We start from the raw sequence: 24,905 nt of genomic DNA on the forward strand, positions 1-24,905 counted from the left end.
ATATTCGCATACAGGAGGGTCTTCGATGCTTGCTTACAGGCCCTGCCTGGGCGTGTTCCTCTATCGGAGGGGGTTGATAACCAGACAAGGTTGCCTGGTAATGTCTCGAATGGTGAGCGGCGTAACAGTTCGCCGGTGGCCGTGCGCCGAGCTGTCCCGCACGGCGTGCCGTGGATTTCCCTACGCCTTCGTGAGTCGTCCCGCGGGCTGCCCGACCTCTCGATCATCGAGACGGATACCGCGCTGACCTGCGAATTTGGCACACTGAAGGGGTGCTGGCAACGCGGCCTCGGTGACGACAGGATGGGAGCATGCCGTACACGCCCTCGAACCCTGTGCGGGGATGCCGCGACACCCACTCGTGCGCAACGGCCACGCGAAGCTGAAAAGGTGCAGACAAGTTCGCTTGGTTCTGTCAAGAGGAAGTGAGGAGACGCGATGGCGCAACAAGAGCGTGGCATCAGGTCCCGGCAATCGATCCTTGAGGCCGCGGCCCACGTGTTCGACCAGCGCGGGTACGACGCGGCGAGCACGACTGAGATCCTCGCCAGGGCCGACCTCACCCGTGGTGCTCTCTACCACCACTTCCCCTCGAAGGAGGCGATCGCCTCAGCGCTGATCGAGGCCCATGGTGAAGCCCTGGCGGTTCCCTACCGGGAAGTGCGGTTGCAGGCCGCGATCGATCTCACGCTGGGTTTCGCGCACCAACTGCAGTACGACACCCTTCTGCGGGCCAGTGTGCGGCTCGCTGTCGAGCAGTCGTCGTTCACTCCTTCGGCCCGCACCCCCTACGAGCAGTCCGTCGCGGCGGTTTCAGACCTGTTGCGGCAAGCCGGGGAGCAGGGTGAGCTCCTGCCGGGCACCGACTTCCAGGAAGTCGCCGAGACCATCGTCGGGTCGTTCACCGGTCTCCAGGTGATGTCGCAGGTCTACAGCGACCGCCGGGACCTGCTCGCCCGGACCTCGGCGCTGTGGCGGCTCGTCCTGCCGGGCCTGGCCGCTCCAGGCATCCTCCTGCGGCTGCGGACCACCGCTCCGCCCGAGGTCGATGACGCGCGGGAGGCCACCTCGGTCGCCGGTGAGGACCCCGTCCAGCACCCGGACCCAGTTCACGGAAAGACAGTTCGATCATGACACCGCCGGACGTGGCTCAGCTGTCCGCATCGCGGGACAGCGAGCCCTTGCAACGCTTTACGCAGGAGATCTTCGCGGCACTGCCGCGTGCCGATCAGCGGCAATGGGCGCACATCTACACCCGGGCGCTGTTGACCGCTCCAGGGCGCAAATCGGGCCGCAATCTGGCGGATTCCGTGGGTATGCCGGAGGCGGCTCACAATTTCCACCAGTTCGTCAACGCCAGCCCGTGGGACTGGCTTCCGGTCCGCCGCTCGCTGTTGCAGTGGGTGGAGGAGCGAGACCGCATCCGCGCCTGGGTGGTCGGGATGGCGACAGTGGCGAGGCGTGGAGAGCACTGTGCGGGTGTGCATCAGCGTTTCCTCCCCGAACGGGGGCGCACCGTCAACTGCCAGGCAGGCATCGGGATGTTCCTGGCCGGCAGGCAGGCGCACATGCCTGTCGCGTGGAGGCTGCTCCTGCCGGGCAGATGGGCGCAGGACGAAGGGCTGCGCGCGCGCACCAGAATCCCTGCGGCCGTTCGTGACACCACGCTGGTCGGTCACGTTCTCGAACTTGTGGACTCCCTGGTCGCCGACAGCGGGTCCGCCCCGCGTCCCCTGGTGACCGATCTCTCCCACGAGCAGGGGGTCGGATGGCTTCTGCGGACACTGCGAGCGCGCCATTACGACTTCGTCGTCGCCGTACCGGACAGCCTCCCGGCGCGGACTCGTTCCGGACCAGTGCTCGCTGCGCGTCGCCTTCTAGGGCTTGAGGGGACGGTGGAGGACCCTGTGGGCCGAGGGGGCATCCGTATGCGCAGTCGATCGGTCGGCCTGCCAGGAGTGGCGGCCGGATCGCCTGAGTGCCGCCTGTTCTCCGTCTCGGCGCCGGAGCAGCAGGACCGGCTGTGGATCACCAATCTCGTCGAAGAGACTCCGGAGAAGTTGTACCGGCTGAGCAGGCATGCCGATGCCTCGTCCGCCATGAAGGCCCTCACCGACGAGTTCGGCATGGCCGCCTTCGAGGGCCGTTCCTATCCCGGCTGGCACCATCACATGACATTGCTGTCTGCGGCCTTCGCCTTCAGCCGCCTGGGCGGAGCAGACTCGCGGCTGCATGTGCCGGCTGCGCGCCGGGCAGCGTGAGCGGCAGCAGTCCCGCAGCGGCGGCTTGCGTCACGCAGTGTTTCCGCCCCCACCGCCGGTCATGCTCCGCGAGAGCGTCGCGCGCAGCGAGGTGCCAGCGCCTCCTCACCTCGTCGTCCTGTGCGGGCAGCCCCAGTGAGGTGAAGAGTTCGACTGCCCGCTCACACGCCGCGTCCCAACACCTGACCAGTGTCTCGGCCCTGTCTCTCAGCGCCACGGGATTCGTGGGCATCGCCCCGGTCCGCTCCGGCCCGACCAACTCGCGTACCAGGTCGTCGAGCCGGCTGAGGGCTGCCGCGGAGATTCCTGAGCCGTGATCGCGAACAGCGTCTCGCACCACTGCGTATGCCTGGTTCCGGCGTACGGCCGCCGCTTCACTCATGGACGCGACCTCCGCCACGAGATCGTCCGATGCCGCGACGGCTCGCAGATCTCCGTGCAGCGCCGACAGGGCGGTGGTGATGAGTACGCCGTCACGCAGGAGGTAGCAGGTGCTGACGCGCATGTACCACCGGCTGTCCTCGCTGTCCGCTGCGCGGCGCCGCGACGGCGGCCGTACCAGCGGCGCCCTCTCCCGCGGATGCTCCGGGGTTTCGAGACTCCGGCCCATGGAGCAGGACAGTGCCGCCTCCCGCTCGTACTGCGCGGCGTGAGCGGACAGCACCGAACGCAGGGGGAACGGCACCTCGCACTCGGCAAGCGAATGGAGCGTGGCGGCCATGTCCGCCTGCCCCGCGGCGAGTTCGGCGAACTGTCCGGCCAGGCGCCCGCGCACATACGGATGAAGCGCCCGGCTTCGGGGCAGCAGATCTGCGGTACTCACAGTGCTTCGTCTCTTCTCTCGGTGACCCGCGTGCCGTGCGGCGCGGCGCGGGTGCGGCGGACGGCCGCACCCGCGCCACCGCGGTGCTGGTCAGCTCCAGTAGGTGAGCGGCTGCTCGGTGCCGCGTACTCCGATGAAGAAGCTCACGGCCGCTCGGTCGCGCCCCTTGGAAGGCCGGACCGCGTGGATGCGCGAGGCATGGGAGAGGATCAGCATGCCGGCGGTCGGCTTCAGCGCCACGGCGGGCTCGGGAATCAGGTCGCGGTTGAGCCCGTAGCTGTCCGCGGAAGCGCGCAGAACGTCGTACTCCGCGTGTTCGTAACCGCGCGACCACAGTTCGAGCTCCCCGCCCTCATCGGCGGTCTGCAGGTACAGGTTGGCTGTCATCTGCGTCAGCAGTTCGGCCTTGCCGTCGGAGCGGTCCTCCCGACGAAGGTCCTCCAACTCCCAGGACAGGAAGTCCTGGTGGGGGATTGCGCCCTTGCCCTCGGTGAACACACGGGCCTGGCCGACGAACAGCGGATTGCCCTCCAGGTGCTCCATGTTGGCACCGCCCGGCCAGCCCTCCTGCAGCTCCAGCCGGAGGCGGTCGATGGGCGACAGGTACGGCGCCCAGGCGTCCCGCAGCGACTGGACGGCAGCCACGGCCTCCGAGAAGTAGTGCTGCTCGCGCTCCTTGCTGGACAGCCCCTCGTACGTGTTCAGGCCCCACTTGTGCACACCGGGCACGTTCGCGTACTCGCCGTAGAGGCTGTCGTGCAGCAGCTGCTGTGTGGCACGTGCGCACAGGTCCTGGGGGCAGTAGTCACGGACGACGATCGCGATGGCCTCTCCGTGGGCCAGCGAGAGGAGGTCGTCCCTCGTAATTCGCTCCGCCTCGATGACGCGCGGGTTCTCCATCTCGTCGAACGGGGAGATCTTCTTGGTGCCCTGGTCCGCAATCACGGGATGTCCTTTCAAAGGAAAGTCGAAGACGTTCGGGGTGTGTGGGCGACTGAGCCCTGGTGGCCACCCGACCATAAGCAGACCATTCCTGAAGTGCATCATCGGAACGGACGGAAGAAAGATCTGGTTCGCCGCGGCTTCAGCGCCGCTTTGGTGTGTCCAGGAGCGCAGTCGATAACCCTTCATGCGGAAGCTGGGTTCGTCGTGGTGCTGCGGACAGGAGAGTTGCCAAAGTATCGGTCGCCATGTGCGCCCGCTCGCCCCCCAACTCTCCTGGTGGCACAGGGGAAAACACCGAGGCGAGGGGGGCGCGGAGAGAGAACCCGCAGCTCACAGCTGAGGTACGTTGTGTCGCGCCGGAGGTGCACCCGACCGGGTGCTGCCGTCCAGATGTAGCCAGAGGTCGAGCTCGCCGCCCTTGCGCAGTCGCCTCTCACCCCAGGGGATCCACCTATGGAATTCAAGATTCTCGGCCACTTCGAGGTCGTGTCCGATGGAAAGGAAATCTGCACCCCAAAAGCCTTCAAGCAGCGATCGCTTTTGGCGCTGCTGGTGATCCATCACGACCAGTGTCTGTCGGCGTCCAGCCTTGCGGAGAACCTTTGGGGAGAAGAGGGTCAGCCCTCGACTGCCCGAGCTGCCCTACAGGTGTACATTTCCAAGATCCGGCGGCACCTGACGAGCTTCGGATTCGACCCCGACGGGATCTCGACCAGCCTGCCCGGCTATATTCTCCGGCTGGGCGAAAGTTCCCTTGACCTGGTCGAGTTCCGGGCTCTGGCCCACCATCAGGAAAGCTTCGAGGATGGTGGCCGCGACGCCCTGGAGCGCGAGGTCCGGCGCCTGCGCCAGGCGCTCGCCCTGTGGCGCGGTCCCGCGTTGGCGGACATGCGCGACGTGCCCGCCCTGCGGGAGCTCGGCACCGTACTCGACGAGGCGTGGACGTCCACCCTGGAGCGCAGGCTTGAGATCGACCTGCGGCTGGGCAGAGAACTCATGGTCCTCAGCGACCTGCGCCAGCTGGCTCTGCGTCACCCGGAGCGGGAGAAGGTCCAAGCGCTGTTGATGACGGCGCTCTACCGCGCAGGACGGACCGCGGAAGCCCTCGCCACCTTCCGGCTCCTGCGCTCGACACTCATCAGCCGCTTTGGCGTGGAGCCCGGCCGCATGGCCGACAAGCTGCACCAGGCCATCCTCGCCCGCGAGCCATGGCTGGACGAGCACGCCGACGGGGTCTTCGCGTCGGTCGCCTGAGACGTCCGCCACGACGAATCACAAGAAAGTAGCCACTATGTACATCTTTAGGGCACAAGGATAAAGCTCCATGCGCGTCAAGTCAGTTGAGCAAGTTCTCGCATCCGCGGAGAGCGCAGGAAACGGACGGCTCCGCCGCGACCAGGGGTGGTTCGACCTGATCGTCACCGGCGTGGGAATGGTGCTCGGGACGGGCATCTTCGTCTTCACCGGGCAGGTGGCGAAACAGATGGCGGGCCCCTCGGTCGCCGTCTCATTCGTCCTGGCCGCGGCCGTCTGCGGGTGCGCCGCCCTGTGCTACGCCGAGCTGGCGTCCGCCCTTCCGGTCGCCGGCTCGGCCTATACCTTCACGTACGCCACCCTCGGCGAACTGGCTGCCTGGGTGATCGGCTGGGCGCTCATGCTCGAACTCACGCTCTCCGCGTGTGTCGTGGCCGTCGGCTGGTCCGGCTACCTCCAATCGCTGATGGACACAGCGGGCATCCACCTGCCCGCAGCGGTCCGCGGGGGCGAGGGCTCAGTCATGAACCTGCCCGCCATGCTGCTCATCCTGCTCCTGGTCGCACTGCTCATCCGGGGCGGAACGGTCTCCAAGGGGGCCACCCGGGTCCTGGTCGCCGTCAAGGTGGCGGTGGTCCTGTTCGTCATCGTCGTGGGCGCCTTCTTCATCGATGCGTCCAACTACAGCCCCTTCATCCCGCCCTCCGCCCCGGCGGAGACGGCCACCGGGATGCACACACCGCTGCTGCAGTCCCTCCTCCCGGGCACGACGTCCGCCTTCGGAATCACGGGCGTCATCACGGCAGCGGCCATGGTCTTCGTCGCGTACATCGGATTCGACGTCGTGGCGACCTCGGCCGAGGAAACACGACGGCCCCAGCGTGACCTGCCCATCGGCTTGCTGGGTTCGCTCGCGATCGTGACCGTCCTGTACGTCGTGGTGAGCCTGGTTCTCACCGGAATGCAGTCGTACGGCCGGCTGTCGGTGGACGCACCCGTCGCCGAGGCCTTCAAGGCTGTGGGGCATCCCATGGTGGGGGCGGTCATCAGCATGGGCGTGGTGGTCGGTCTCGTCACGGTCTGCATGGTGAGCATCAGGGGCCAGAGCAGAGTGCTGCTGGCCATGAGCCGCGATCGGCTGCTCCCCCCGGCCTTCGCCGCGGTGCACCCGCGGTACGCCACCCCTCATCGCAGTCTCATCGCGCTCGGCGTGGTGATGACGCTTCTGTCGGGCTTCGTGGACATAGGTGTGCTGGCCGACCTGGTGAACATCGGCACCCTCTTCGCCTTCATGCTCGTCTCCGCCGGTGTCGTCATCCTGCGCCGCACCCGGCCCGCACTGCCCCGCCCCTTCCGCGTGCCGCTCGTCCCGCTGCTGCCCGGAATCTCATTCGCCGCCTGCCTCTACCTCATGATCAACCTGTCCCTGCTCACCTGGTTGACCTTCCTGATCTGGCTCGGAGCCGGCCTGCTCCTGTACGCGGTCTACGGCCGCCGCCGCAGCGCCTTCGCCCAGCCGGTGACCACTCCCGCACCGCAGGTCGCGGACCGGGACGACCCCACCACCCCTCGGGTCGCCGTCGGCAGCGCGGCGGGCACAGTCGTGAAGGGAGACCTCTGATGCGCTTCCCCAAGGCGTTCTGGCTCCTGTGGTGCGGACAGGCGCTGAACCGCGTCGGAATTCTCGCTCCTGCCTTTCTCGTGCTCTACCTGGAGCAGGGGAAGCTGGTCGACGCCCGGACCACACCCCTGATCGTCGGACTGTTCGGAATCGGCGTCGTCGTATCGGGACTGGTGGGCGGAGCACTCGCCGACATGATCGGCCCGCGCCGCACGATCGTCGGCGCCCAGCCGATCGCGGTCGCCACCGCACTGCTCTACCTCTTCACCACCAACATCGTCGCGCTGTGCCTGCTGGCCCTGGTCACCGGATTCCTCTCGGCGGTCGACCGCCCGGCAAGCGCCGGACTGATCCACAAGATCGTTCCCCGAGCCGACTTCGAGCGTGCCTACAGCTTCTACCTCGTCGGATTCAACATCGGCATGTCGCTGAGCCCGGTCATCTCCGGATTCCTCCTGGCGTTCTCACCGTCCCTGCTGTTCATCGTCTGGGCCGTGTGCAGCGCGCTCTACGGCCTGCTCCTGATCGGACTGCCCGCGGACGCCGTCACCGTCCGGCGCCGGGCCTCCGACACCTCCTTGGTCCGGGAGACCGTCCGCTCCATCGCCGAACCCTTCCGGTCCCGGGTGCTGGTCGCATTCCTGGTCCTGACCTTCCTCATGGCCTGCATCTACCTCCAGGTCAACTCCTCGCTGCCGCTGGGCATGCGCAGCGAGGGCATGACCCCCGGCCAGGTCGGACTCGTGCTCGCGGTGAACGCCGTGGCCTCCGTCATCCTGCTGCCGCTGGCGCCGAGAGTCGCCCGGAACATGCGCGAGGAAGTACCACTGGCGCTGTCCGCGGCACTGATCGCGCTGGGTTTCGGCGCCAACGCCTTCGCCCATTCCGTACCTGCCTTCATCGTCTCCACGTTGATATGGACCCTGGGCGAGGTGCTTTGGGCGCCCACGTCCGCCGGATTCGTCGCCAACCGCGCACCCGAGGGCAAGGTCAGCACCTACCAGGGCTCCATGTTCTTCGCGTGGAACGCGGCAGCCGCCGTCGGCGGCCCCGCGGGCATCGTGCTGGCAGGTGCCTTCGGCTACGGAACGCTCTGGCTCTCCGTGCTGGCTCTCGGACTCGCGGTGGCCGTCGGGTTCAAGGCTCTCGTCGGACTGCCCGGGTTCCAGCCGCCTCCCGCCGCTCCCGAGCCGACCGTTCAAGACCGCATCCGGGTCTCCTGACAGAAAGCGATCACCAATCATGCCTCTCTCCGACAACCTCGAAGGCAGCGCCGCCGTCGCTGTCGTCGTCGACGGCTATTCGGCCGGAAACTTCTACCCCGGTGCCTTCGCCGCTCTTGGTGCCGAGGTCCTTCACGTCCAGAGCACCGCGGAGCTCATGCCGACACTGAGCGCTCCGAAGCTCTCGGAGTACGTGGAGAACGTGGTGTCGGCCGATGGCGACCTGGAAGCCCTGGTGCGCCGGCTCAAGCCGTACCACCCCGTGTGTGTGGTGGCCGGCCAGGACGGAGCGGTCACCCTGGCCGACCAGCTGGGTGAGGCCCTGGGGGTACCTTCCAACGGCACGCTGCTGTCCCCGGCCCGCCGGGACAAGTACGAGATGATCGAAGCCCTGCGCCGGGCCGGTGTCCGCTGCGCCGATCAGTTCAAGAGCGAGGACCCGCAGGCCATCGTGGACTGGGCCATGGCGCGCGGCACCTATCCGGTGGTCGTCAAGCCCCTGAGTTCAGCGGCGTCCGACGGGGTGTCCATCTGCAAGGACAGCGAAGAAGTGTCGCGGGCCGCCCAGGCCGTACTCGCCACCCCCGACATCTTCGGGAGGCGGAACCGGGAGATCCTCGTCCAGTCCTACCTGGCAGGCACCGAATACATCGTGGACACGGTCAGCTGCGACGGGCAGCGGTACACCTGCGGCGTATGGCAGTACGAGAAGTCATTGCTGCCCAACGGCAAGAACATCTACGACCGGGACATCCTGCTCGACGGCCACGACTCTCTCGTCACCGACCTCACCGCATACATCGACGAGGTCCTCGCCGCCCTCGACGTCCGCTGGGGCCCGGCACACGCGGAGGTCATCGTGACACCGGACGGCCCCACCCTGGTGGAGATCGGCACCCGGCTCAGCGGCCACATCGACTCCGGCTTCCACGACAGGTGTCTCGGCCACGACCAGGCGGGCCTGACCGCACTTGCCTACCTGCGACCGGACGTCTTCAAGGAACAGTACGGCCGTAAGGCATACACCAGGCTTCAGCCTGCCGCCGTCTACGAAGCGCCCACGACGGCCACCGGCACGGTGAGCGCCGTCGACGAACGGACCGTCGCCTCGATCCGCTCATTGGGGAGCGTCCACCACGTCACCGTCAAACTGAAGCCCGGCGACCGGATCGTTCCCACCGACAGTCTGCTCACCAGCATATTGCGCGTTCACATGACGGCTCCTGACGAGCGCCAACTCACCGCGGACTACGAGAGGGTGCGCACCCTCAAGGACTCCGTCTACCGCGTGGCCGAGTAGAGCGTGTGCGGTTGCCGTTGACCGCGGCTTCGGTACGGACCCGGTGGTCCGTACCGAAGCCGGGCCGGGTACTCACGTCTCCCACTCGCGCCCGGGTGGTGGAACTGGTCAGACACCGGGACCTTAAAAGTCCCTGGCCGCGCTGCGGCCGTGCGGGTTCGAGTCCCGCTCCGGGCACACACTCCACGTGGGGAACGGCGACATCACCGTCAGCCTGCCGCACGCCCCCTTCAGCTTTCCGTGGTCGTCGGCTGCGGTTGATCAGAGCGTGGCCGAGGCCGCCTGGTGGTTTCACCGCCACGGCGTCGTCCACGTCCTGCGCGCACTGCTCGCCGAAGCCGACCTGACCATGGCGGTGGACGGCTGTCCCACCCTCGCCGACCTCACCCCGGAGGCCGGCGGCGACCGAGTGAAAGCCCGGCGCCTCGCGCAACCTTTGCCGCGGTGGGCCGGTTGGGTCCGGCGGCGGCATCCGGTCGGGGTGCCGTGTCGTACCGGACAGGAGCGCTGGAGAAATGAACTCTACGGACAAGAAGGTGCTGGCCGGATCGGTGCTGACCTTGGTCGCGACCGGTATGGCGGTCACGCCGGCCGTGGCCGACGAAGAGGTTCGCGGCCACAAGTCGCAGAACGTCGAGATCATCCGTGACGTGTGTCCGACCGTGCAGGACATCGACGCCGTCATCACCATCGAGGTCCTGGACCAGGCGCGCGCCTTCCAGTGCAATGAGATTCGTCAGAAGTCCCACGTCAAGGACGAGTCCGCCGCCCCCGCGCTGCCGATTCTGGGCACGGTCGTCAACTGACGCACTCGGGTCAGCGGTGGTGCTCGCCAGGAGTTGTCGCGGCACCGGGCCGTGACTTTCCCTGCCGCCTCGTACAACTCTTCGGGCCTCGTGCGTGTCTTCCCTCTGTCGGCCGTGACGTGTCATAAGGACGTCACGGCTCCGCCCCAACGACAGAGAAGGGCCCATGCACCACCGCTACCGCACCGCCCCCGCTCTCGCCCTCGCTCTCGCCGCCGGGCTGCTCGCCGCGGCGCCCGCGCAGGCCGCGCCCACCGCTTCTCCGAGCGGACAGAGCGACGTGAACGGAGACGGGTACGGCGACCTCGTCACCGCCTCCGAAGCCGCCGTGTCGGGAGCCTCGGGCGCCGGTGCGGTCGTCGTGAACACCGGTTCGTCCAGTGGCGTCTCGGCAGGCCGGACCCAGATCGTCACGCAGAACTCGTCCGGCGTCCCCGGCGCCGCCGAGAAGGACGACGAGTTCGGGGCGGCGCTCGCCACAGGTGACCTCAACGGCGACGGCTACACCGACGTGGTCGCCGGCACTCCGAACGAGGACGTCGACGGCGACGCGGACGGCGGCACCGTCGCCGTCCTGTGGGGGTCGAAGTCCGGGCTCGCCGGCGGTACGACGCTCCCCGACCCGGCACCCGCCGCGCACGACCTCTTCGGCAACCGCCTCGCGGTCGGCGACTTCGACGGTGACGGAAGGCCCGAGCTGGCCGTCGGCACCAGCCGCGACGACGTGTGGATCTTCGACGGCGTCACCAAGTCGGGCACCGCGGGCCACCGCGAGCTGAAGACCGCGATCGCCCCGGACGGCTCCGACTATTACCGCTCCCTGGCGGCCGGCGACTTCGACGGCGACGGCCGCGACGACCTCGTCGTAGGGGGACGCTACGACGAGGACGGCAGCTTCGACGGCGCCTCGCTCGTCTACCCGGGGGCTGCCGGCACCTACACCGCCCTGCCCGACGAGGCGCACGCCGCCGCCACGGGGGACTTCGACGGCGACGGCCGGGACGACCTGCTCCTCGGTTCCCCCGACGACAACAGCGTCATCACTTACGTCGGCACCGCCGAGGGCCTGAAGGCGTCCGCGCGGCGCACCCTCACCCAGGACAGCCCTGGTGTCCCGGGCGCCGACGAGCCCGAGGACGCCTTCGGCGAGGCGGTCGCGGTGGGCGACCTGAACGGCGACGGTTACGCCGACGCGGCCGTGGGCGCCGAGTTCGAGACCATCGGCTCGGTTCCCAACGCCGGCGAGGTCGTCGTCCTGCGCGGCTCGGCCGAGGGCCTCAGCGGCACCGGCGCCGAGGTCGTGCACCAGGGGACCGAAGGCGTGCCGGGTGCGAACGAGGCGTACGACCGCTTCGGATCCGCCGTGCGTCTGACGGACACCAACCGTGACGGCCGCGCCGACCTGGCCGTCGGCGCTCCCATGGAGAACACCGGCAATGGCGCGCTGTGGAGCCTGCGTGGCTCCGCCGGTGGCGTCAGCGCCTCGCACGGCGTCAGCTTCTCGGCGGCGGCCGCGGGGCTCTCCAAGGACCCGTACACGTACTTCGGCCGCTCCATGCCGACCAGCGCGCACGGTTCCTGACACCGGCCGCCGGCTGCTGCCGCACGCGTGTGCCGCACCGCTCGGCCCCTGGGGGGCGTGCCGTCCCGGGCCCGTCGTGATGCGCCGGGCCCGGATGAGCGGGAGAGTGAGGAGCGCGGCGCATCGAACGGGTGAGACGGCAGGGACGGCACGTGGATCAGTCAGCGGCGGCGAGCACTCCGGGCGGACCGGAGCAGCCCGCCCTCTTCGGGTGGACGGACACCGCCGCGGCGCGGCCCGCACACGGGTCGTTCCGGGACAGCCCCGAGGCGCGGCGGATGCTTGACGTGCGAGAGGTCTACGCGGAGCCCGCGGCCCTCGACTCCCCGCGCGGGCAGCAGATCATGGCCCGGCTGCCGGGGGTGCGGGTGACCGAGGTCGCGGGCCACTGGCGTATCCCCTCCCTGCACGGGAACGACGGCAACGTCGAGCGGTGGGTCCGCATCAAGACCGAGACGCTCGTCCTCGGGGTCAAGCACCACCTCGTGACGCGCCCCAACGGCAGGTCGGCCGACTGGATCGCTCCGGGGCCCTCCAACGGATGCGCGATGGCCTGCGCCTACTGCTATGTCCCCCGGCGCAAGGGCTATGCCAATCCGATCACGCTGTTCACCAACATCGAGGCGATCGTCGCCCATGTGCGGCGCCACGTGCGGGCTCAGGGGCCCAAGAAGGAACCCAACCAGTGCGACCCTTCGTCGTGGGTCTACGACATCGGCGAGAACGGCGACTGCTCCGTCGACGCCCTGGTCTGCGACAACACCGCGGACCTCATCAGCGCGTTCCGCGGCCTGCCGACCGCCAAGGCGTCCTTCGCGACCAAGTTCGTCAACCCGGACCTGCTCGCGCTCGACCCCCAGGGGCGCACACGAGTGCGCTTCTCCGTCATGCCGCCCGAGGACGCCCGGCTCCTCGACATCCGCACCAGCCCGGTCGCCGAGCGGATCGCCGCGGCCGCCGACTTCCTCGACGCCGGCTACGAGGTCCACTTCAACCTCTCGCCCGTCGTCCTGCGCCCCGGCTGGGAGCGCGACTGGGCCGACCTGCTCACCCGTCTCGACGACGTCCTGCCCGCCCGGGTGAAGGAGCAGGCAGCCGCCGAGATCATCATGCTGACGCACAACGAGGCGCTCCACGAGGTCAACCTCAGATGGCATCCCCGTGCCGAGGAGGCGCTGTGGCAGCCGGACATCCAGGAGACCAAGCGCTCGCAGAACGGGGCCCTCAACGTGCGCTACGCCCTTGACGTCAAGCAGGACTCCCTGGCGCGCCTGCGGCGACTGCTCACGGAGCACACGCCGTGGCTGCGCGTCAGGTACGCCTTCTGAGCCCGGTTCTCGACTCTCCGGGACACGCCCACGCCGCCGAGGCGTGCCGGTCGCCTCATACCGCCGCGTGAGCCGCGCCCGCGCTCTCCCTGCCCAGCTGTGCCAGCCGCTCCAGCGCGGGGATCGCCTTGGCGAGTGCCCTGCGGTCCTCCGGGGGCAACAGCGCGACGAGCGAGGTGAGTTGGCCGATCCGCTCGCGCCTGCGGGAGACGCCGATGCCGCGGCCCTCCTCGGTGATGTGGACGAGGACGGCCCGGCCGTCGCGCGGGTCGCCGCCGCGTACCACCAGGCCGTCGCGTTCCAGGCGCTGCACGAGCTGGGTGAGGCCGGGCTGGCTCAGCTGTTCGCCCGCGGACAGCTCGGCCAGGCGCTTCGGGCTGCCGTCGAAGGCCAGGGCGTCCAGGACCGACAGGGTGCTGAACGGCAGCTTCCGCCGCCGTGGCAAACGGATGTAGAAACGGTTGAAGTCCTCTACTCCGTCAGTGAAGTGAGTCACATTCAGATCGTTGAAGGAGGCGTGCACTCGGGGGAGCTTATAGCTTGCGGAGCGGCGATGTATTGATAGCTTATACAAGTTGCTTATGGTGTTCCGGGTGGTCGCCGCGACGCGATGCGCCGCGCGCAGCTGCCTTCTCTTAACCATCGTGAGAGGAACGCATGACTGTTCGTGTAGGTATCAACGGCTTCGGCCGCATCGGGAGGAACGTCTTCCGGGCGGTTGCCGCCAGGAACGCGGACCTGGAGATCGTCGCGGTCAATGACCTGGGCGACGTGCCGACCATGGCCCACCTCCTGACCTACGACTCGGTCCTCGGCCGTTTCCCGGAAGAGATCACCGCCGAGCCCGGAGCGATCCGGGCCGGCGACCGCAAGGTCACCGTCCTCGCCGAGCGCGACCCGGCCGCGCTGCCCTGGGGCGACCTCGGTGTCGACGTGGTCATCGAGTCCACGGGCATCTTCACCAAGGCGGAGAAGGCGCGCGCGCACCTCGACGGCGGCGCCAAGAAGGTGATCATCGCCGCCCCCGCCAGCGACGAGGACGTCACGATCGTCCTCGGTGTCAACGACGACACGTACGACCCCGAGCGGCACGCGATCATCTCCAACGCCTCCTGCACCACCAACTGCCTCGGCGTCCTCGCCAAGGTGCTGCACGACAGCGTCGGCATCGAGTACGGGATGATGACCACGGTCCACGCCTACACCCAGGACCAGAACCTCCAGGACGCTCCCCACAAGGATCTGCGCCGCGCCCGCTCGGCGGCCGTCAACGTGGTGCCGACGTCCAGCGGCGCGGCCAAGGCCATCGGCCTGGTCCTGCCCGAACTCCAGGGCCGTCTCGACGCGTTCGCGCTGCGGGTTCCCGTGCCGACCGGATCGGTCACCGACCTGACGGTCACCACGAGCCGCCGCACCACCGTCGAGGAGATCAACGAGGCGTACGCGAAGGCCGCCGCCGGCGCGTACAAGGGGCTGCTCTCCTACACCGAGGCGCCGATCGTCAGCTCGGACATCGTCACCGACCCGGCCTCCTGTATCTACGACGCCGGTCTCACCCGCGTGGTCGGGCCGCAGGTCAAGGTCGTCGGCTGGTACGACAACGAGTGGGGCTACTCGAACCGCCTCATCGACCTGGCGCTGAAGGTCGGCGCCTCCCTCTGACCCGCCGCCCCGGCTCCTGACTCCCTCGGCCGCAAGCCCCCTCCTGTGCGCTCCCAGCAATGCCGCTGGAGCGCCGCAAGGGGGGCTTTCCCATGCGCCTTCGCCGGCGACATCACCCGACCGGAAGCCCCCCCCGGAAGATCAAGGCCCCATCGCTGTGGCCTGCCGGCCGCGGCCCCGTGCCGTTCGCCGCAGCCGTCTGCCCGCCGCCGCCCGGCCGGCTCGCGGGCGTACATCATCAGTGCCGAGTCACGCGGAGAGGTACACCCATGACCAACACGCCGACCGCCCCCACGGACTTCGCCGAGTACGTGGACTGCACGCCCCTCCTCGACGACCGCAAGGCCCTCGACGAGTTCTACGACGAGCACGGCTACGTCTTCCTGCGCGGCGTCCTGGACCGCGACCTCGTGCGCAAGTCCGCCGAGGAGATGCTGGCCGGCCTCGTCGCGCTCGGCGCGGCGCGCCCCGAGGCCACGCTCGACGACCTCGTCATCGACTCCTTCGAGGCGGTCGACGAGGTGGCGATGCACGGTTACGTGAAGTACGACGACTTCTGGAACCACCCCTCGACCCTGAAGGTCTTCGAGCAGGTCTTCGGCGAGCCGGTCTTCGTCTTCCGCTCCACGACCATCCGCTACTACCCCTCACAGGCGGCGGCGCGGGAACCGAACTTCTCCTACCTGACGCCGTATCACCAGGACGGCTTCTACATAGGTCCCAACAAGGACTTCCGGACCGCCTGGGTGCCGCTGATCGGCACCACCGCGGGCACCGGCGGCGTCGCCCTCGCGGACGGCAGCCACAAGAGGGGCCCGCGCGAGCACGTGCTCAACGAGAACTACCGCCGGTTCAACCACCCCGTGCGCGGCATCCCGCCGCAGGACATCGAGCCGGGCGAGACCCTGCGCTACTCCGAGATGGACCAGGGCGACGTGCTCATCTTCCACGCCTTCATGTGCCACAAGTCGGTCCCCAACCTGGCGACGGAACCGCCCCTGATGCGGATGTCGATGGACACGCGGGTGCAGCCCGCGACGTCGCACCGCGGCTTCAACGCCGTGACCCCGTGGACGGAGTCGGCGAAGGACGCCAGCAAGGGAATCATGGCGAAGATCACCGGCACGCCCATCGAAGCCGAATGACCCGCGGACAAGCCGAATGACCCGCGGGTCAGCGGAATAACCCCCCACCGAAGCGGAACGGCGAACGCCTTCGCGCGCCGTCGGAGAGGTAACACAGTGACTGCACAAGGGCGTCCGGCGGGCGCCGTCGCGGACGGCGCACCCGGGGCGGGACGAGGCGGCGAGCCCGCCTCGGGGCTGTCGGGAGCCGGTCTCGCGGTGATCCTCGCCGGGTTCGCGCTGTCCATCGTCGACATCTTCATCGTCAACGTCGCCCTGAACGACATCAAGAAGGACCTGGACGCCTCCGAGGCCGGGCTCGAACTGGTGGTGTCCGGGTACGGCATCGCGTACGCCCTCTTCCTGGTCATGGGCGGACGGCTGGGCGACGCGTTCGGCAGGAGGCGGCTGTTCACCTACGGACTCGTCGCGTTCACGGTGACGTCGACCCTGTGCGGATTCGCGCCCGGCATCGCCTTCCTCGTCGTCGCGCGCATCCTCCAGGGCGCGGCGGCCGCGATGCTCGTGCCGCAGGTGCTGAGCACCATCCAGACGGCGACCAGCGGCGAGGCGCGGGCCCGGGCGATGAGCCTGTACGGGGCCACCGCCGGGCTCGCCGCGGTGGTGGGGCAGATCCTCGGCGGTGTCCTGCTCTCGCTGGACGCGGGCGACTTCGGCTGGCGCATCGTCTTCGTGATCAACGCGCCCATCGGCCTGGTCACCCTGCTGCTCGTGCGGAAGATGCCCGCCACCCGTGCGGAGCGCAAGCCCGGCATGGACTACCTGGGCACCCTGCTGTTCGGCATCGCCCTCGTCTGTGTCCTGCTGGTCATCATCGAAGGGCACGTACTGGGCTGGCCGCTGTGGCTGTGGGTCCTGCCGGTGATCGCCTGCGCGGCGGGTGTCGCGCTGGTGAGGGTGGAGCGGGGCCTGGAGGCACGCGGGAAGGTGCCGCTGCTGCCTCCGTCGGTGCTCTCCATCCAGAGCATGCGGGCGGGGCTGCTCGCGGTGATCCCCTTCTCCATCGGCTTCGGCACGTTCATGTTCGTCTACGCGCTGGTGGCGCAGACGAACTTCGGGCTCGGCGCGCTGGCCTCCGGCGCCGTCCTCGCGCCCTTCGCCTCGGCCTTCTTCGTGATGTCGCTGTTCACCCCGAAGATCGCGGCCAGGATCGGGCGGCGCATCGTCTCGGTGGGCGCCGTCATCCAGGGCGCGGGCCTGCTCCTGATGGCTCTGCTGATCGCGCTGGCCTGGCCGGACCTGCCGCTCGTGGTGGTCCTGCTGATCCTCGCGTTCACCGGCGTCGGCCAGGCGCTGATCGGCCCCACCCTGCTGCGGATGACGCTCGCGGACGTTCCCGCATCGGCGGCGGGGGCGAGCAGCGGCGTGCTGGTCACCAGCCAGCAGACGGCCACGGCCCTCGGCGCGACGATCGGCGGGACCGTGTTCCTCTCGCTCGGCTCGTCGATGGACGACCGGGCCGGCGCCATCGGGGTGCTCCTGATGCTGGCACTGTTCTCGGTGGTGATCTTCGTCCTGAGCCTGCGGCTGCCCGAGCCCAAATAGCGGCGCGTACAAGGCAATTCACTTGCATGAATTCACCTGCATGACATCGACGACGGGGGAGACGGCGGGATGCGTTTCGAGGTGGGGGCGGCCGTGGTCACCGGGGCCGCGAGCGGCATAGGCCGCGCGCTCAGCGCCCGGCTGGCGCGAGAGGGCGCGCGCGTGGTGATGACGGACGTCGACGGCGATGGTCTGGCGTACTCCGCGCGAGAGTTGACGCGGGATGGTGCCGACGTCAGCACCTTCGTCGCCGACCTCGTGGACGAGAAGGCGGTCGAGGAACTGGCCGCGACGGCGTACGAGCGGCTCGGCGCGGTCGACGTCGTGTGCAACAACGCCGGAGTCGTGGGGCCGGTGGGCCGGCCCCTGTGGGAGGTGCCCCTCGACGAGGTGCGCGGCGTCCTCGACGTGAACTACTGGTCGCACCTCTACGTCGCGCGTGCCTTCGTGCCGCGCCTCCTCGCCGGCGGGCGCCCGGCGCACCTCGTGCAGACCGCGTCCATGTCGGCGTTCGTCGTCGGCGCGGGCTCCGCCGCCTACGCGGCGTCCAAGCACGCGGACCTCGCCGTGGCACGCAGCCTGCGGGCCGATCTGCGCGGCACGCCGGTGCGGGTCTCCGTACTGTGCCCCGGGCGGGTCGACACCCCCATGACGCGCGGCCTGGTGGCGCCGCGTGACGCGACCGGGGCCACCACGGTCGGCGCCGACGAGGTGGCGCGGACGGTGTGGGACGCGCTCGGCTCCGACCGCTTCTACCTCTTCACCAACGCCGACGCGCCGGACCGCATCGACGCCCAGTACGAGGACGTACGACACCACCTGGAGACGGAATCGCCACCGCCGGTCACCCCCAACCAGCGGTCGGCACAGCCTGGCTGACCGCCCGTCAACACGCGACACCCTGAGCACTTCTCGTACGGTCGAACCACCTGAAGGAGATGCCGCAGTGCCGCTCCCCGACACCCCCGAGACCCCTGAGACTCCTGACACCTCTGACACCCCTGACATACAGGCAGCACGAGCGAAGTACCAGGAAGAGCGCCGTAAGCGCCTCGGGCCCGACCGAAGACGCGAATACCATGGCGCGCGCGGCGAGTTCGCCCGCTTCGGGCAGGACCCCTACGCCGAGCCCGTCGACCGGTCGCCGGTCCAGGACGAGGTCGACGTCACCGTGATCGGTGCCGGGATCGGCGGGCTGCTCGCCGGGGCCCGGCTGCGCCAGGAGTGCGGTCCGCTCTCGATCCGGCTGGTCGACACCGCCGGCGACGTGGGCGGCACCTGGTACTGGAACCGCTTCCCCGGGCTGCGCTGCGACGTCGAGAGCTACATCTACATGCCGCTGCTCGACGACGTGGGCACCATGCCCTCGGAGAAGTACGCGACCGGCGACGAGATCTTCGCCCACTGCCGGGCCCTCGCCGACAGGTTCGACCTCCGGCGTGCAGCGCTCTTCCAGACCTCGGTCACCGGCCTGGAGTGGGACGAGGAAGCGCGGCGCTGGACCGTGCGCACGGATCGCGGTGACCGCTTCCGCTCCCGCTTCGTCTGCATGGCGATCGGCTCGCTGCACCGGCCGAAGATCCCCACGGTGCCGGGCATCAACAGCTTCGAGGGGCATGCGTTCCACGCCTCCCGCTGGGACTTCGCCTACACCGGCGGCGACATCCACGGCGGCCTGACCGGGCTGCGGGACAAGAAGGTGGGGATCATCGGGACCGGGGCGACCGCCGTGCAGGTCATCCCCCACCTGGCCGAGTACTCCGCCCACCTGTACGTCTTCCAGCGCACCCCGCCCGCCGTGAACCCCCGCGGCAACCGGCCCACCGACGCCGACTGGGTCAAGACCCTGGAGCCGGGCTGGCAGCAGCGGCGCATGGACAACTTCCACGCGCTGACCTCCGGGGCCGACGCGGACACGGACCTCGTGAACGACGGCTGGACGGAGATCACGGCCAAGCTCGCCGCGATCCTGCCCAAGTCCGGCACGGACGAGGACCCGGCGGCCAGGGGCGCCGCCATCGAACTCGCCGACCTGCGGCGCATGGAGGAGCTGCGGCGCCGCGTCGACCAGTCGGTGCGCGACAAGGCCGTGGCCGCCGCGCTGAAACCGTACTACCGGCTGTTCTGCAAGCGCCCGTGCTTCCACGACGGCTTCCTCGACACCTTCAACCGGCCCGACGTCACGCTCGTGGACACCCAGGGGCGCGGCGTGGAGCGGCTCACCCCGCGCGGTGTGGTCGCCGCCGGACGGGAGACCGCGCTCGACTGCGTGATCTTCGCGTCGGGGTACGAGTCCGAGTTCGCCGTCCCCTACACCAGCCGCGCCGGCTACGACCCGGTCGGACGTGACGGCATCCGCCTCTCGGAGAAGTGGGCGGAGGGCGCCCGCACCCTCCACGGCCTCCAGGTCAACGGGTTCCCCAACTGTTTCATCATGTCCAAGGCCCAGTCCGGCCTGCACGTCAACGTCCCCTACATGCTCAACGAACAGAGCAAGCACCTGGCGTACATCGTCAGGTCCGTGACGGGGCGCGGCCACGGCGTCGTCGAGGCGTCCGCCACCGCCGAGCAGGAGTGGGTCGACACGATCCTCAAACTGGCCAACCGCAACCTCGACTTCGCCGAGGCGTGCACCCCCGGCCTCTTCAACAACGAAGGCCGGCCCGAGGACGTCAAGATCCTCAACTCCAGTTACGGAGGCGGATCGGTGGAGTTCGTCGAGATCCTGCGCCGTTGGCGGCAGGCCGACGACCTCGCCGGGCTCGAACTGCGCTGATCACCGCCACCCCCACGCGACATGAACGTCAACACGCCCCACCGAAGAGGAGCCAACGCAAGTGGACGTAACGCCCATACCCGGCTCGTCGTTCGGCGCCGTCGTGCGCGGCGCCACCATCTCGGGTGACATCACCCCGCGGGAGATCGAGGAGATCTGGCAGGCGCTCGACGAGCACCTCGTCATCGTCTTCCGGGGACACGACGACCCCACCGACACCCAGCTCATGGAGTTCGGCCGCCATTTCGGGCACATCCCGCGCACGGGACTGACCAACGGCGCGAGCCCCGAGCACAACGAGATCCTCATCATCTCCAACATCGTGGAGAACGGCCGCCGCATCGGCGTCGGCGAGCCGGAGGGGATGGACTGGCACACCGACTACTCCTTCCGCCCGCGCGTCGCCCAGATCGGCTTCCTCGCGGCGGTGGAACTGCCGGTGAGCGGCGGCGGCGAGACGGCCTTCACCAGCACGTACGGCGTCTACGACTCGCTCCCCGCCGACGTGCGGGAGAGCTACCGCTCCTACCGTGCCCGCCACGCCCTGCGCTCCGGCTACGAGGACGTCATCGAGGAGGAGTACCAGGGCGAGGTCAGCCTCACGGCCGCCGGCAAGGCGCCCGAGGTGCAGCCCGAGGACGGCACCTCCACCGTCCACCCGCTGATCGCGCGCAACCCGCGCACCGGCCGCCGCGCCGTGTACGCCAACCCGCTCAACACCAAGCGGATCCTCGAACTCGACCCCGGGGCCAGCGGCGCCGTACTCAAGGAGCTGTTCGCCAGGGCCGGTGAGCCCGCGCTCACCTACACCCACACCTGGCAGCCCGGCGACCTCGTCATGTGGGACCAGCTGGGCACCATCCACTCCCGGCTGCCGTTCGACCCGGCCGAGCGCCGCATCCTGCGCAAGGTCGTGACCATCTTCGACGACCCGGCGGAGCCGTGGCGCGAAGGGGGCGCCGCGTGACCGCGACACCGAGCAGTCTGCACCGGGTCCGCGACACGCTCACGCCCGCCCTGAGGGCGGCGCTCGACCGGCTCGACGAGGAGAGCCGCCGCCAGGCGGCCTACCACTTCGGCTGGATCGACGCCGCGGGCGCCCCGGCCCGTGACGGCGGCGGCAAGGCCGTACGGCCCGCGCTGGCCCTGCTCTCCGCCCAGGCGGCGGGGGCCCGGCCCGAGCGAGGCCTGCCGGGCGCCGTGGCCGTCGAACTGGTCCACAACTTCTCGCTGCTGCACGACGACCTGATGGACGGCGACGAGCAGCGCCGCCACCGCCGCACCGTGTGGTCCCTCTACGGCGCATCGGGCGCGATCCTCACCGGCGACGCCCTGCTCGCGCTCGCCCAGGAGGTCCTCCTGGAGTGCGGGCAGCCGACCGCGGCCGCCGCGGCCCGGCTGCTCTCCCGCGCCACCCGCGAGCTGATCCGCGGGCAGGTGCAGGACATGTCGTTCGAGAACCGGGCGCACGTCACCGTCGAGGAGTGCGTCGAGATGGCCGCCGGGAAGACCGGCGCGCTGCTCTCCGCGAGCGCCGCGATCGGCGCGGTGCTCGCCGGCGCCCCGGTCACCGTGGTGGACGCCCTCGCGCTCTACGGCGACCAGGTCGGCATCGCCTTCCAGCTCATCGACGACGTACTCGGCGTCTGGGGCGACCCGGCCCGCACCGGCAAGCCGGTCCACAACGACCTGCGGACCCGCAAGAAGTCGCTGCCCGTCGCCTACGCCCTCAACCAGCAGGGCACCTCCAGCGTCGAACTCGCCGCCTGGCTCAGCGCACCCGACGAGCCGGACGAGACCGAACTGCGCCGCGCCGCCGACCTCGTCGAGGAGGCGGGCGGCCGCACCTGGGCCGTCGCCGAGGCCACCCGGCGCCTGGAGCTGGGCGAGGCGGCGCTGCGCGACGCCGCGCTCGACCCGGCCGCGCGCGAGGAACTCATCGCGCTCGGCGGCTTCATCGTGGGCCGCGACATGTAGCCGCCCCCGACACCGGCGCCCCGGCCCGCGCGGCAACCCCCACCCGCCGCGGGCCGACCGGCGCCGCCCCACCGCGCACCCCACGGGCCGTCATCCCCCGGCTCGTCACCCGCCCCTCCCCACCGCACCGCGGGCAGCGTCGCCCCGGTCCGCGGCCCCACCACCCCACCTCGGGCGCCTGTCCGTGCCCCTGTGAAGCCCAGGGAGATTCCCCCATGCCGCAGGACGTCGATTTCTCCATACCCCTGCCCAGCCGCCGCAGCCCCGATCACGCGCGCGCCGAGGCCGAACACATCGCCTGGCCCCGGTCGTTCGGGCTGATCAACACCGAGGCCGCGGCGGAGCGCCACCGCAAGGGCGGCTACGCCGACCTCGCCGCCCGCTTCTACCCCTCCACCAGCGGCGCCGACCTCGACCTCGGCGTCGACCTGATGTCCTGGTTCTTCCTCTTCGACGACCTCTTCGACGGTCCGCGCGGTGAGGACCCGCGACGGACCAAGGAGCTGACCGACGCCGTCGCCGCCGCCCTGGACGGCCCGCTGCCCGCCTCGGCGCCGCTGATCGCCCACGGCTTCGCCGACATCTGGCGCCGTACCCGCGAGGGCATGTCGAAGGAGTGGTGCGCCCGCAGCGCCCAGCACTGGCGCAACTACTTCCAGGGATACGTCGACGAGGCGGCCGGCCGCTTCGACGACACCCCCTGCACCTCGGCCCGCGAATACCTCGGCATGCGCCGCCACACCATAGGGGTACAGCCCACGGTCGACCTCGCCGAGGCCACCGGGCACTTCGAGGTCCCGCACCGGGTGTTCGACAGCGCCGTGATGTCGGCCATGCTGCGCGTCGCCGTCGACGTCAACCTCATGCTCAACGACATCGCCTCGCTGGAGAAGGAGGAGGCGCGCGGCGAGACGAACAACCTGGTCTTCATCCTCATGCGCGAGCACGGCTGGCCCAGAAGCCGCAGCATCGCGTACATGCAGGACGAAGTCCGCGTACGGCTGGAGGAGTTCCTGCTCCTGGAGAGCATCCTGCCCAAGGTCTGCGACGCTTTCTCCCTCACCGCGGACGAGCGCGAGGCCGTCGAACGCTACCGGCTCGACGCGGTACGCCCCGTCATCCGCGGCTCCTACGACTGGCACCGCTCCTCGGGGCGCTACGACGCCGAGTTCGCGCTGGCCGCCAGCCGCCAGGGCTACCTGGAGGAACTCGGCAGCCTCCGCTGACGGGCCCGACCACCCGCCCCGAACCACCCCAGGAAAGCCGAGGAGAACCCCATGGTCCAGCAGACCGCCCAGACCGAGCAGCAGACCTTCGTCGCGGGCACCGCGCCCGGCGCCGCGCCCTTCGTCGGACACGCCTGGCAGATGATGCGCCGCCCGCTCCAGTTCATGTCGTCCCTGTCCACGCACGGCGACCTCGTGAAGATACGCCTCGGCCCCACCGAGGCCCACGTACCGACCCACCCCACCCTGCTCCGCCAGGTCCTGACCAGCGACAGCGACTACGACAAGGGCGGCATCTTCTACGACCGCGCCCGGGATATCGCGGGCAACGGCCTGGTCACCTGCCCCTACGCCGACCACCGGCGGCAGCGAAGGCTCATGCAGTCGGCCTTCACCCGCCCCCAGCTCAAGCGGTACGCCTCCGCGATGCACGCGGAGATCGAGACCACCGCGGAACGCTGGCACGACGGCGTGGTCGTCGACGCGTTCCCGGAGATGTACGGCATGGCGCTACGCACCGTCGGCCGCACGCTGTACTCCACGCCCGTCAGCAAGGAACTCGCCGACAGCGTGGAGCGCGCCTTCGACGCCGTGCTGAAGGGGCTGTTCCGGCAGATGTTCCTGCCCACCGCGGTACGCAAGATGCCGAGCCCAGGCAACCGCCGCTACCGCGCGAACCTCGACTACCTGCACCGCACCACCCAGACCCTCATCGACGACTACCGCCGCGACGGCGTCGACCACGACGACCTCCTGTCCGCCCTCCTCGACTCCCGCGACGACGACGGCGGCAGGCTGGACGACAAGGAGATCCACGACCAGGTCATCACCGTGATGGCGGCCGGCACCGAGACCGTCGCCGCCACCCTCACCTGGATCTTCTACCTGCTCTCGAAGTACCCGCGGATCGAGGAGCGGCTGTACGCGGAGATCGACGAGGTCCTCGGCGGCAGGGCACCGGAGTTCGACGACATCGCGCGGCTCGAACTGACCGACCGGATCATCACCGAGACCCTGCGGCTCTACCCGCCCGCCTGGCTCTTCACCCGGCTCACCGCCACCGACCTGGACGTGGCGGGGCTGCGGCTGCCCGCGGGGAGCACCGTCGTGTTCAGCCCCGCGGCGGTGGCGCTCAACACCGATGCCTACCCCAGGGAGCGGCAGTTCGACCCCGACCGCTGGCTGCCCGACCGGGTCTCGCCCCTGGCGCGGCAGGCCTTCATGGCGTTCGGCACCGGCGCCCGCAAGTGCATCGGCGACCTCTACGCCCGCACCGAGGCGACCCTCGCGCTCGCCACCATCCTCGGCAAGTGGCGGGTCACCTGCGAACCCGGCGTCGACGTACGGCCCATCCCGCTGGCCACCGTCTACCAGCCGCGCCGGCTGCGCCTGCGACTGACCGCCCGCACCCCCGGCCAGTAGGGACAGGAG

General features: G+C 69.6%; 21 protein-coding genes and 1 tRNA gene. 19 read left to right on the forward strand and 3 right to left on the reverse strand.

Going from position 1 to position 24,905, the window contains the following annotated elements; translation table 11 throughout:
* Positions 1 to 438: 438 nt before the first annotated feature.
* Both ACF062_RS07475 and ACF062_RS07480 read left to right on the forward strand, forming a co-directional pair.
* Entirely contained in the window at positions 439 to 1,134 is a 696-nt protein-coding gene (locus ACF062_RS07475; protein ID WP_392136841.1) for a ScbR family autoregulator-binding transcription factor, read from the forward strand.
* Positions 1,131 to 2,261, forward strand: coding sequence for a transposase (locus ACF062_RS07480; protein ID WP_392136842.1), 1,131 nt, complete (start codon positions 1,131 to 1,133; stop codon positions 2,259 to 2,261). The genes ACF062_RS07475 and ACF062_RS07480 overlap by 4 nt, the downstream gene beginning before the upstream one ends.
* Here ACF062_RS07480 and ACF062_RS07485 read toward each other — a convergent pair.
* Together ACF062_RS07485 and ACF062_RS07490 are read right to left on the reverse strand one after the other, a co-directional pair.
* The gene (locus ACF062_RS07485) at positions 2,200 to 3,084 is read right to left on the reverse strand and encodes a hypothetical protein (RefSeq protein WP_392136843.1); all 885 of its coding nucleotides are present in this window, start codon (positions 3,082 to 3,084) and stop codon (positions 2,200 to 2,202) included. The two genes, ACF062_RS07480 and ACF062_RS07485, sit on opposite strands and share 62 nt — an antisense overlap.
* A 90-nt stretch (positions 3,085 to 3,174) precedes the next feature.
* Positions 3,175 to 4,029, reverse strand: coding sequence for a 2OG-Fe(II) oxygenase (locus ACF062_RS07490; protein WP_392136844.1), 855 nt, complete (start codon positions 4,027 to 4,029; stop codon positions 3,175 to 3,177).
* Positions 4,030 to 4,482: 453 nt separating this feature from the next.
* On the opposite strand from ACF062_RS07490, the gene ACF062_RS07495 reads away from it, so the two are divergent.
* The 8 genes from ACF062_RS07495 to ACF062_RS07530 all read left to right on the forward strand — a co-directional run bounded on the left by ACF062_RS07495 (position 4,483) and on the right by ACF062_RS07530 (position 13,143).
* Positions 4,483 to 5,283 (forward strand): BTAD domain-containing putative transcriptional regulator, encoded by an 801-nt coding sequence (locus tag ACF062_RS07495; RefSeq protein ID WP_392136845.1) that lies wholly within the window; start codon positions 4,483 to 4,485, stop codon positions 5,281 to 5,283.
* A 70-nt stretch (positions 5,284 to 5,353) separates the two neighbouring features.
* On the forward strand, positions 5,354 to 6,904 hold the full coding sequence (locus ACF062_RS07500; RefSeq protein ID WP_392136846.1) for an amino acid permease: 1,551 nt from the start codon (positions 5,354 to 5,356) through the stop codon (positions 6,902 to 6,904).
* On the forward strand, positions 6,904 to 8,127 hold the full coding sequence (locus tag ACF062_RS07505; RefSeq protein WP_392136847.1) for an MFS transporter: 1,224 nt from the start codon (positions 6,904 to 6,906) through the stop codon (positions 8,125 to 8,127). The genes ACF062_RS07500 and ACF062_RS07505 overlap by 1 nt, the downstream gene beginning before the upstream one ends.
* A gap of 19 nt (positions 8,128 to 8,146) precedes the next feature.
* Entirely contained in the window at positions 8,147 to 9,427 is a 1,281-nt protein-coding gene (locus tag ACF062_RS07510; RefSeq protein ID WP_392136848.1) for an ATP-grasp domain-containing protein, read from the forward strand.
* An 89-nt stretch (positions 9,428 to 9,516) separates the two neighbouring features.
* Positions 9,517 to 9,604 (forward strand) — tRNA-Leu (locus tag ACF062_RS07515).
* A gap of 338 nt (positions 9,605 to 9,942) precedes the next feature.
* A complete protein-coding gene (locus ACF062_RS07520; protein ID WP_392137727.1) occupies positions 9,943 to 10,233 on the forward strand; it encodes a hypothetical protein in 291 nt (96 codons plus the stop codon).
* Positions 10,234 to 10,399: 166 nt separating this feature from the next.
* The gene (locus tag ACF062_RS07525) at positions 10,400 to 11,815 is read left to right on the forward strand and encodes an FG-GAP-like repeat-containing protein (RefSeq protein ID WP_392136849.1); all 1,416 of its coding nucleotides are present in this window, start codon (positions 10,400 to 10,402) and stop codon (positions 11,813 to 11,815) included.
* A gap of 152 nt (positions 11,816 to 11,967) precedes the next feature.
* Positions 11,968 to 13,143, forward strand: coding sequence for a spore photoproduct lyase family protein (locus tag ACF062_RS07530; protein ID WP_392136850.1), 1,176 nt, complete (start codon positions 11,968 to 11,970; stop codon positions 13,141 to 13,143).
* A gap of 55 nt (positions 13,144 to 13,198) precedes the next feature.
* Here ACF062_RS07530 and ACF062_RS07535 read toward each other — a convergent pair whose 3' ends face one another.
* The gene (locus ACF062_RS07535) at positions 13,199 to 13,639 is read right to left on the reverse strand and encodes a MarR family winged helix-turn-helix transcriptional regulator (protein ID WP_392136851.1); all 441 of its coding nucleotides are present in this window, start codon (positions 13,637 to 13,639) and stop codon (positions 13,199 to 13,201) included.
* A 161-nt stretch (positions 13,640 to 13,800) separates the two neighbouring features.
* Between ACF062_RS07535 and gap the strand changes: the two genes are divergently transcribed.
* From gap to ptlI, 9 genes are all read left to right on the forward strand, one after another.
* Positions 13,801 to 14,805, forward strand: a complete 1,005-nt coding sequence (gap, locus tag ACF062_RS07540; RefSeq protein ID WP_223777342.1) for a type I glyceraldehyde-3-phosphate dehydrogenase — start codon at positions 13,801 to 13,803, stop codon at positions 14,803 to 14,805.
* Positions 14,806 to 15,074: 269 nt separating this feature from the next.
* Positions 15,075 to 15,950, forward strand: a complete 876-nt coding sequence (ptlH, locus tag ACF062_RS07545; protein ID WP_392136852.1) for a 1-deoxypentalenic acid 11-beta-hydroxylase — start codon at positions 15,075 to 15,077, stop codon at positions 15,948 to 15,950.
* Between the two features lie 96 nt (positions 15,951 to 16,046).
* Positions 16,047 to 17,495 (forward strand): MFS transporter, encoded by a 1,449-nt coding sequence (locus ACF062_RS07550; protein WP_392136853.1) that lies wholly within the window; start codon positions 16,047 to 16,049, stop codon positions 17,493 to 17,495.
* 69 nt (positions 17,496 to 17,564) lie between these two features.
* Positions 17,565 to 18,374: a 1-deoxy-11-beta-hydroxypentalenate dehydrogenase gene (ptlF, locus tag ACF062_RS07555; RefSeq protein WP_392136854.1), complete on the forward strand. Its 810-nt coding sequence runs from the start codon at positions 17,565 to 17,567 to the stop codon at positions 18,372 to 18,374.
* Between the two features lie 67 nt (positions 18,375 to 18,441).
* The gene (ptlE, locus tag ACF062_RS07560) at positions 18,442 to 20,271 is read left to right on the forward strand and encodes a neopentalenolactone/pentalenolactone D synthase (protein WP_392136855.1); all 1,830 of its coding nucleotides are present in this window, start codon (positions 18,442 to 18,444) and stop codon (positions 20,269 to 20,271) included.
* A gap of 61 nt (positions 20,272 to 20,332) precedes the next feature.
* Positions 20,333 to 21,238, forward strand: a complete 906-nt coding sequence (gene ptlD / locus ACF062_RS07565) for a neopentalenolactone/pentalenolactone F synthase (RefSeq protein ID WP_392136856.1) — start codon at positions 20,333 to 20,335, stop codon at positions 21,236 to 21,238.
* The gene (locus tag ACF062_RS07570) at positions 21,235 to 22,248 is read left to right on the forward strand and encodes a polyprenyl synthetase family protein (RefSeq protein ID WP_392136857.1); all 1,014 of its coding nucleotides are present in this window, start codon (positions 21,235 to 21,237) and stop codon (positions 22,246 to 22,248) included. Before ptlD ends, ACF062_RS07570 begins: the two co-directional genes overlap by 4 nt.
* 215 nt (positions 22,249 to 22,463) lie before the next feature.
* Positions 22,464 to 23,474: a pentalenene synthase gene (gene ptlA, locus ACF062_RS07575; protein WP_392136858.1), complete on the forward strand. Its 1,011-nt coding sequence runs from the start codon at positions 22,464 to 22,466 to the stop codon at positions 23,472 to 23,474.
* 51 nt (positions 23,475 to 23,525) lie between these two features.
* The gene (gene ptlI / locus ACF062_RS07580) at positions 23,526 to 24,896 is read left to right on the forward strand and encodes a pentalenene oxygenase (RefSeq protein ID WP_392136859.1); all 1,371 of its coding nucleotides are present in this window, start codon (positions 23,526 to 23,528) and stop codon (positions 24,894 to 24,896) included.
* Positions 24,897 to 24,905: the final 9 nt, after the last annotated feature.

The sequence above is a fragment of the Streptomyces sp. NPDC015345 genome, from assembly GCF_043078805.1.
In the GTDB taxonomy this organism is placed as follows: Bacteria; Actinomycetota; Actinomycetes; order Streptomycetales; family Streptomycetaceae; genus Streptomyces.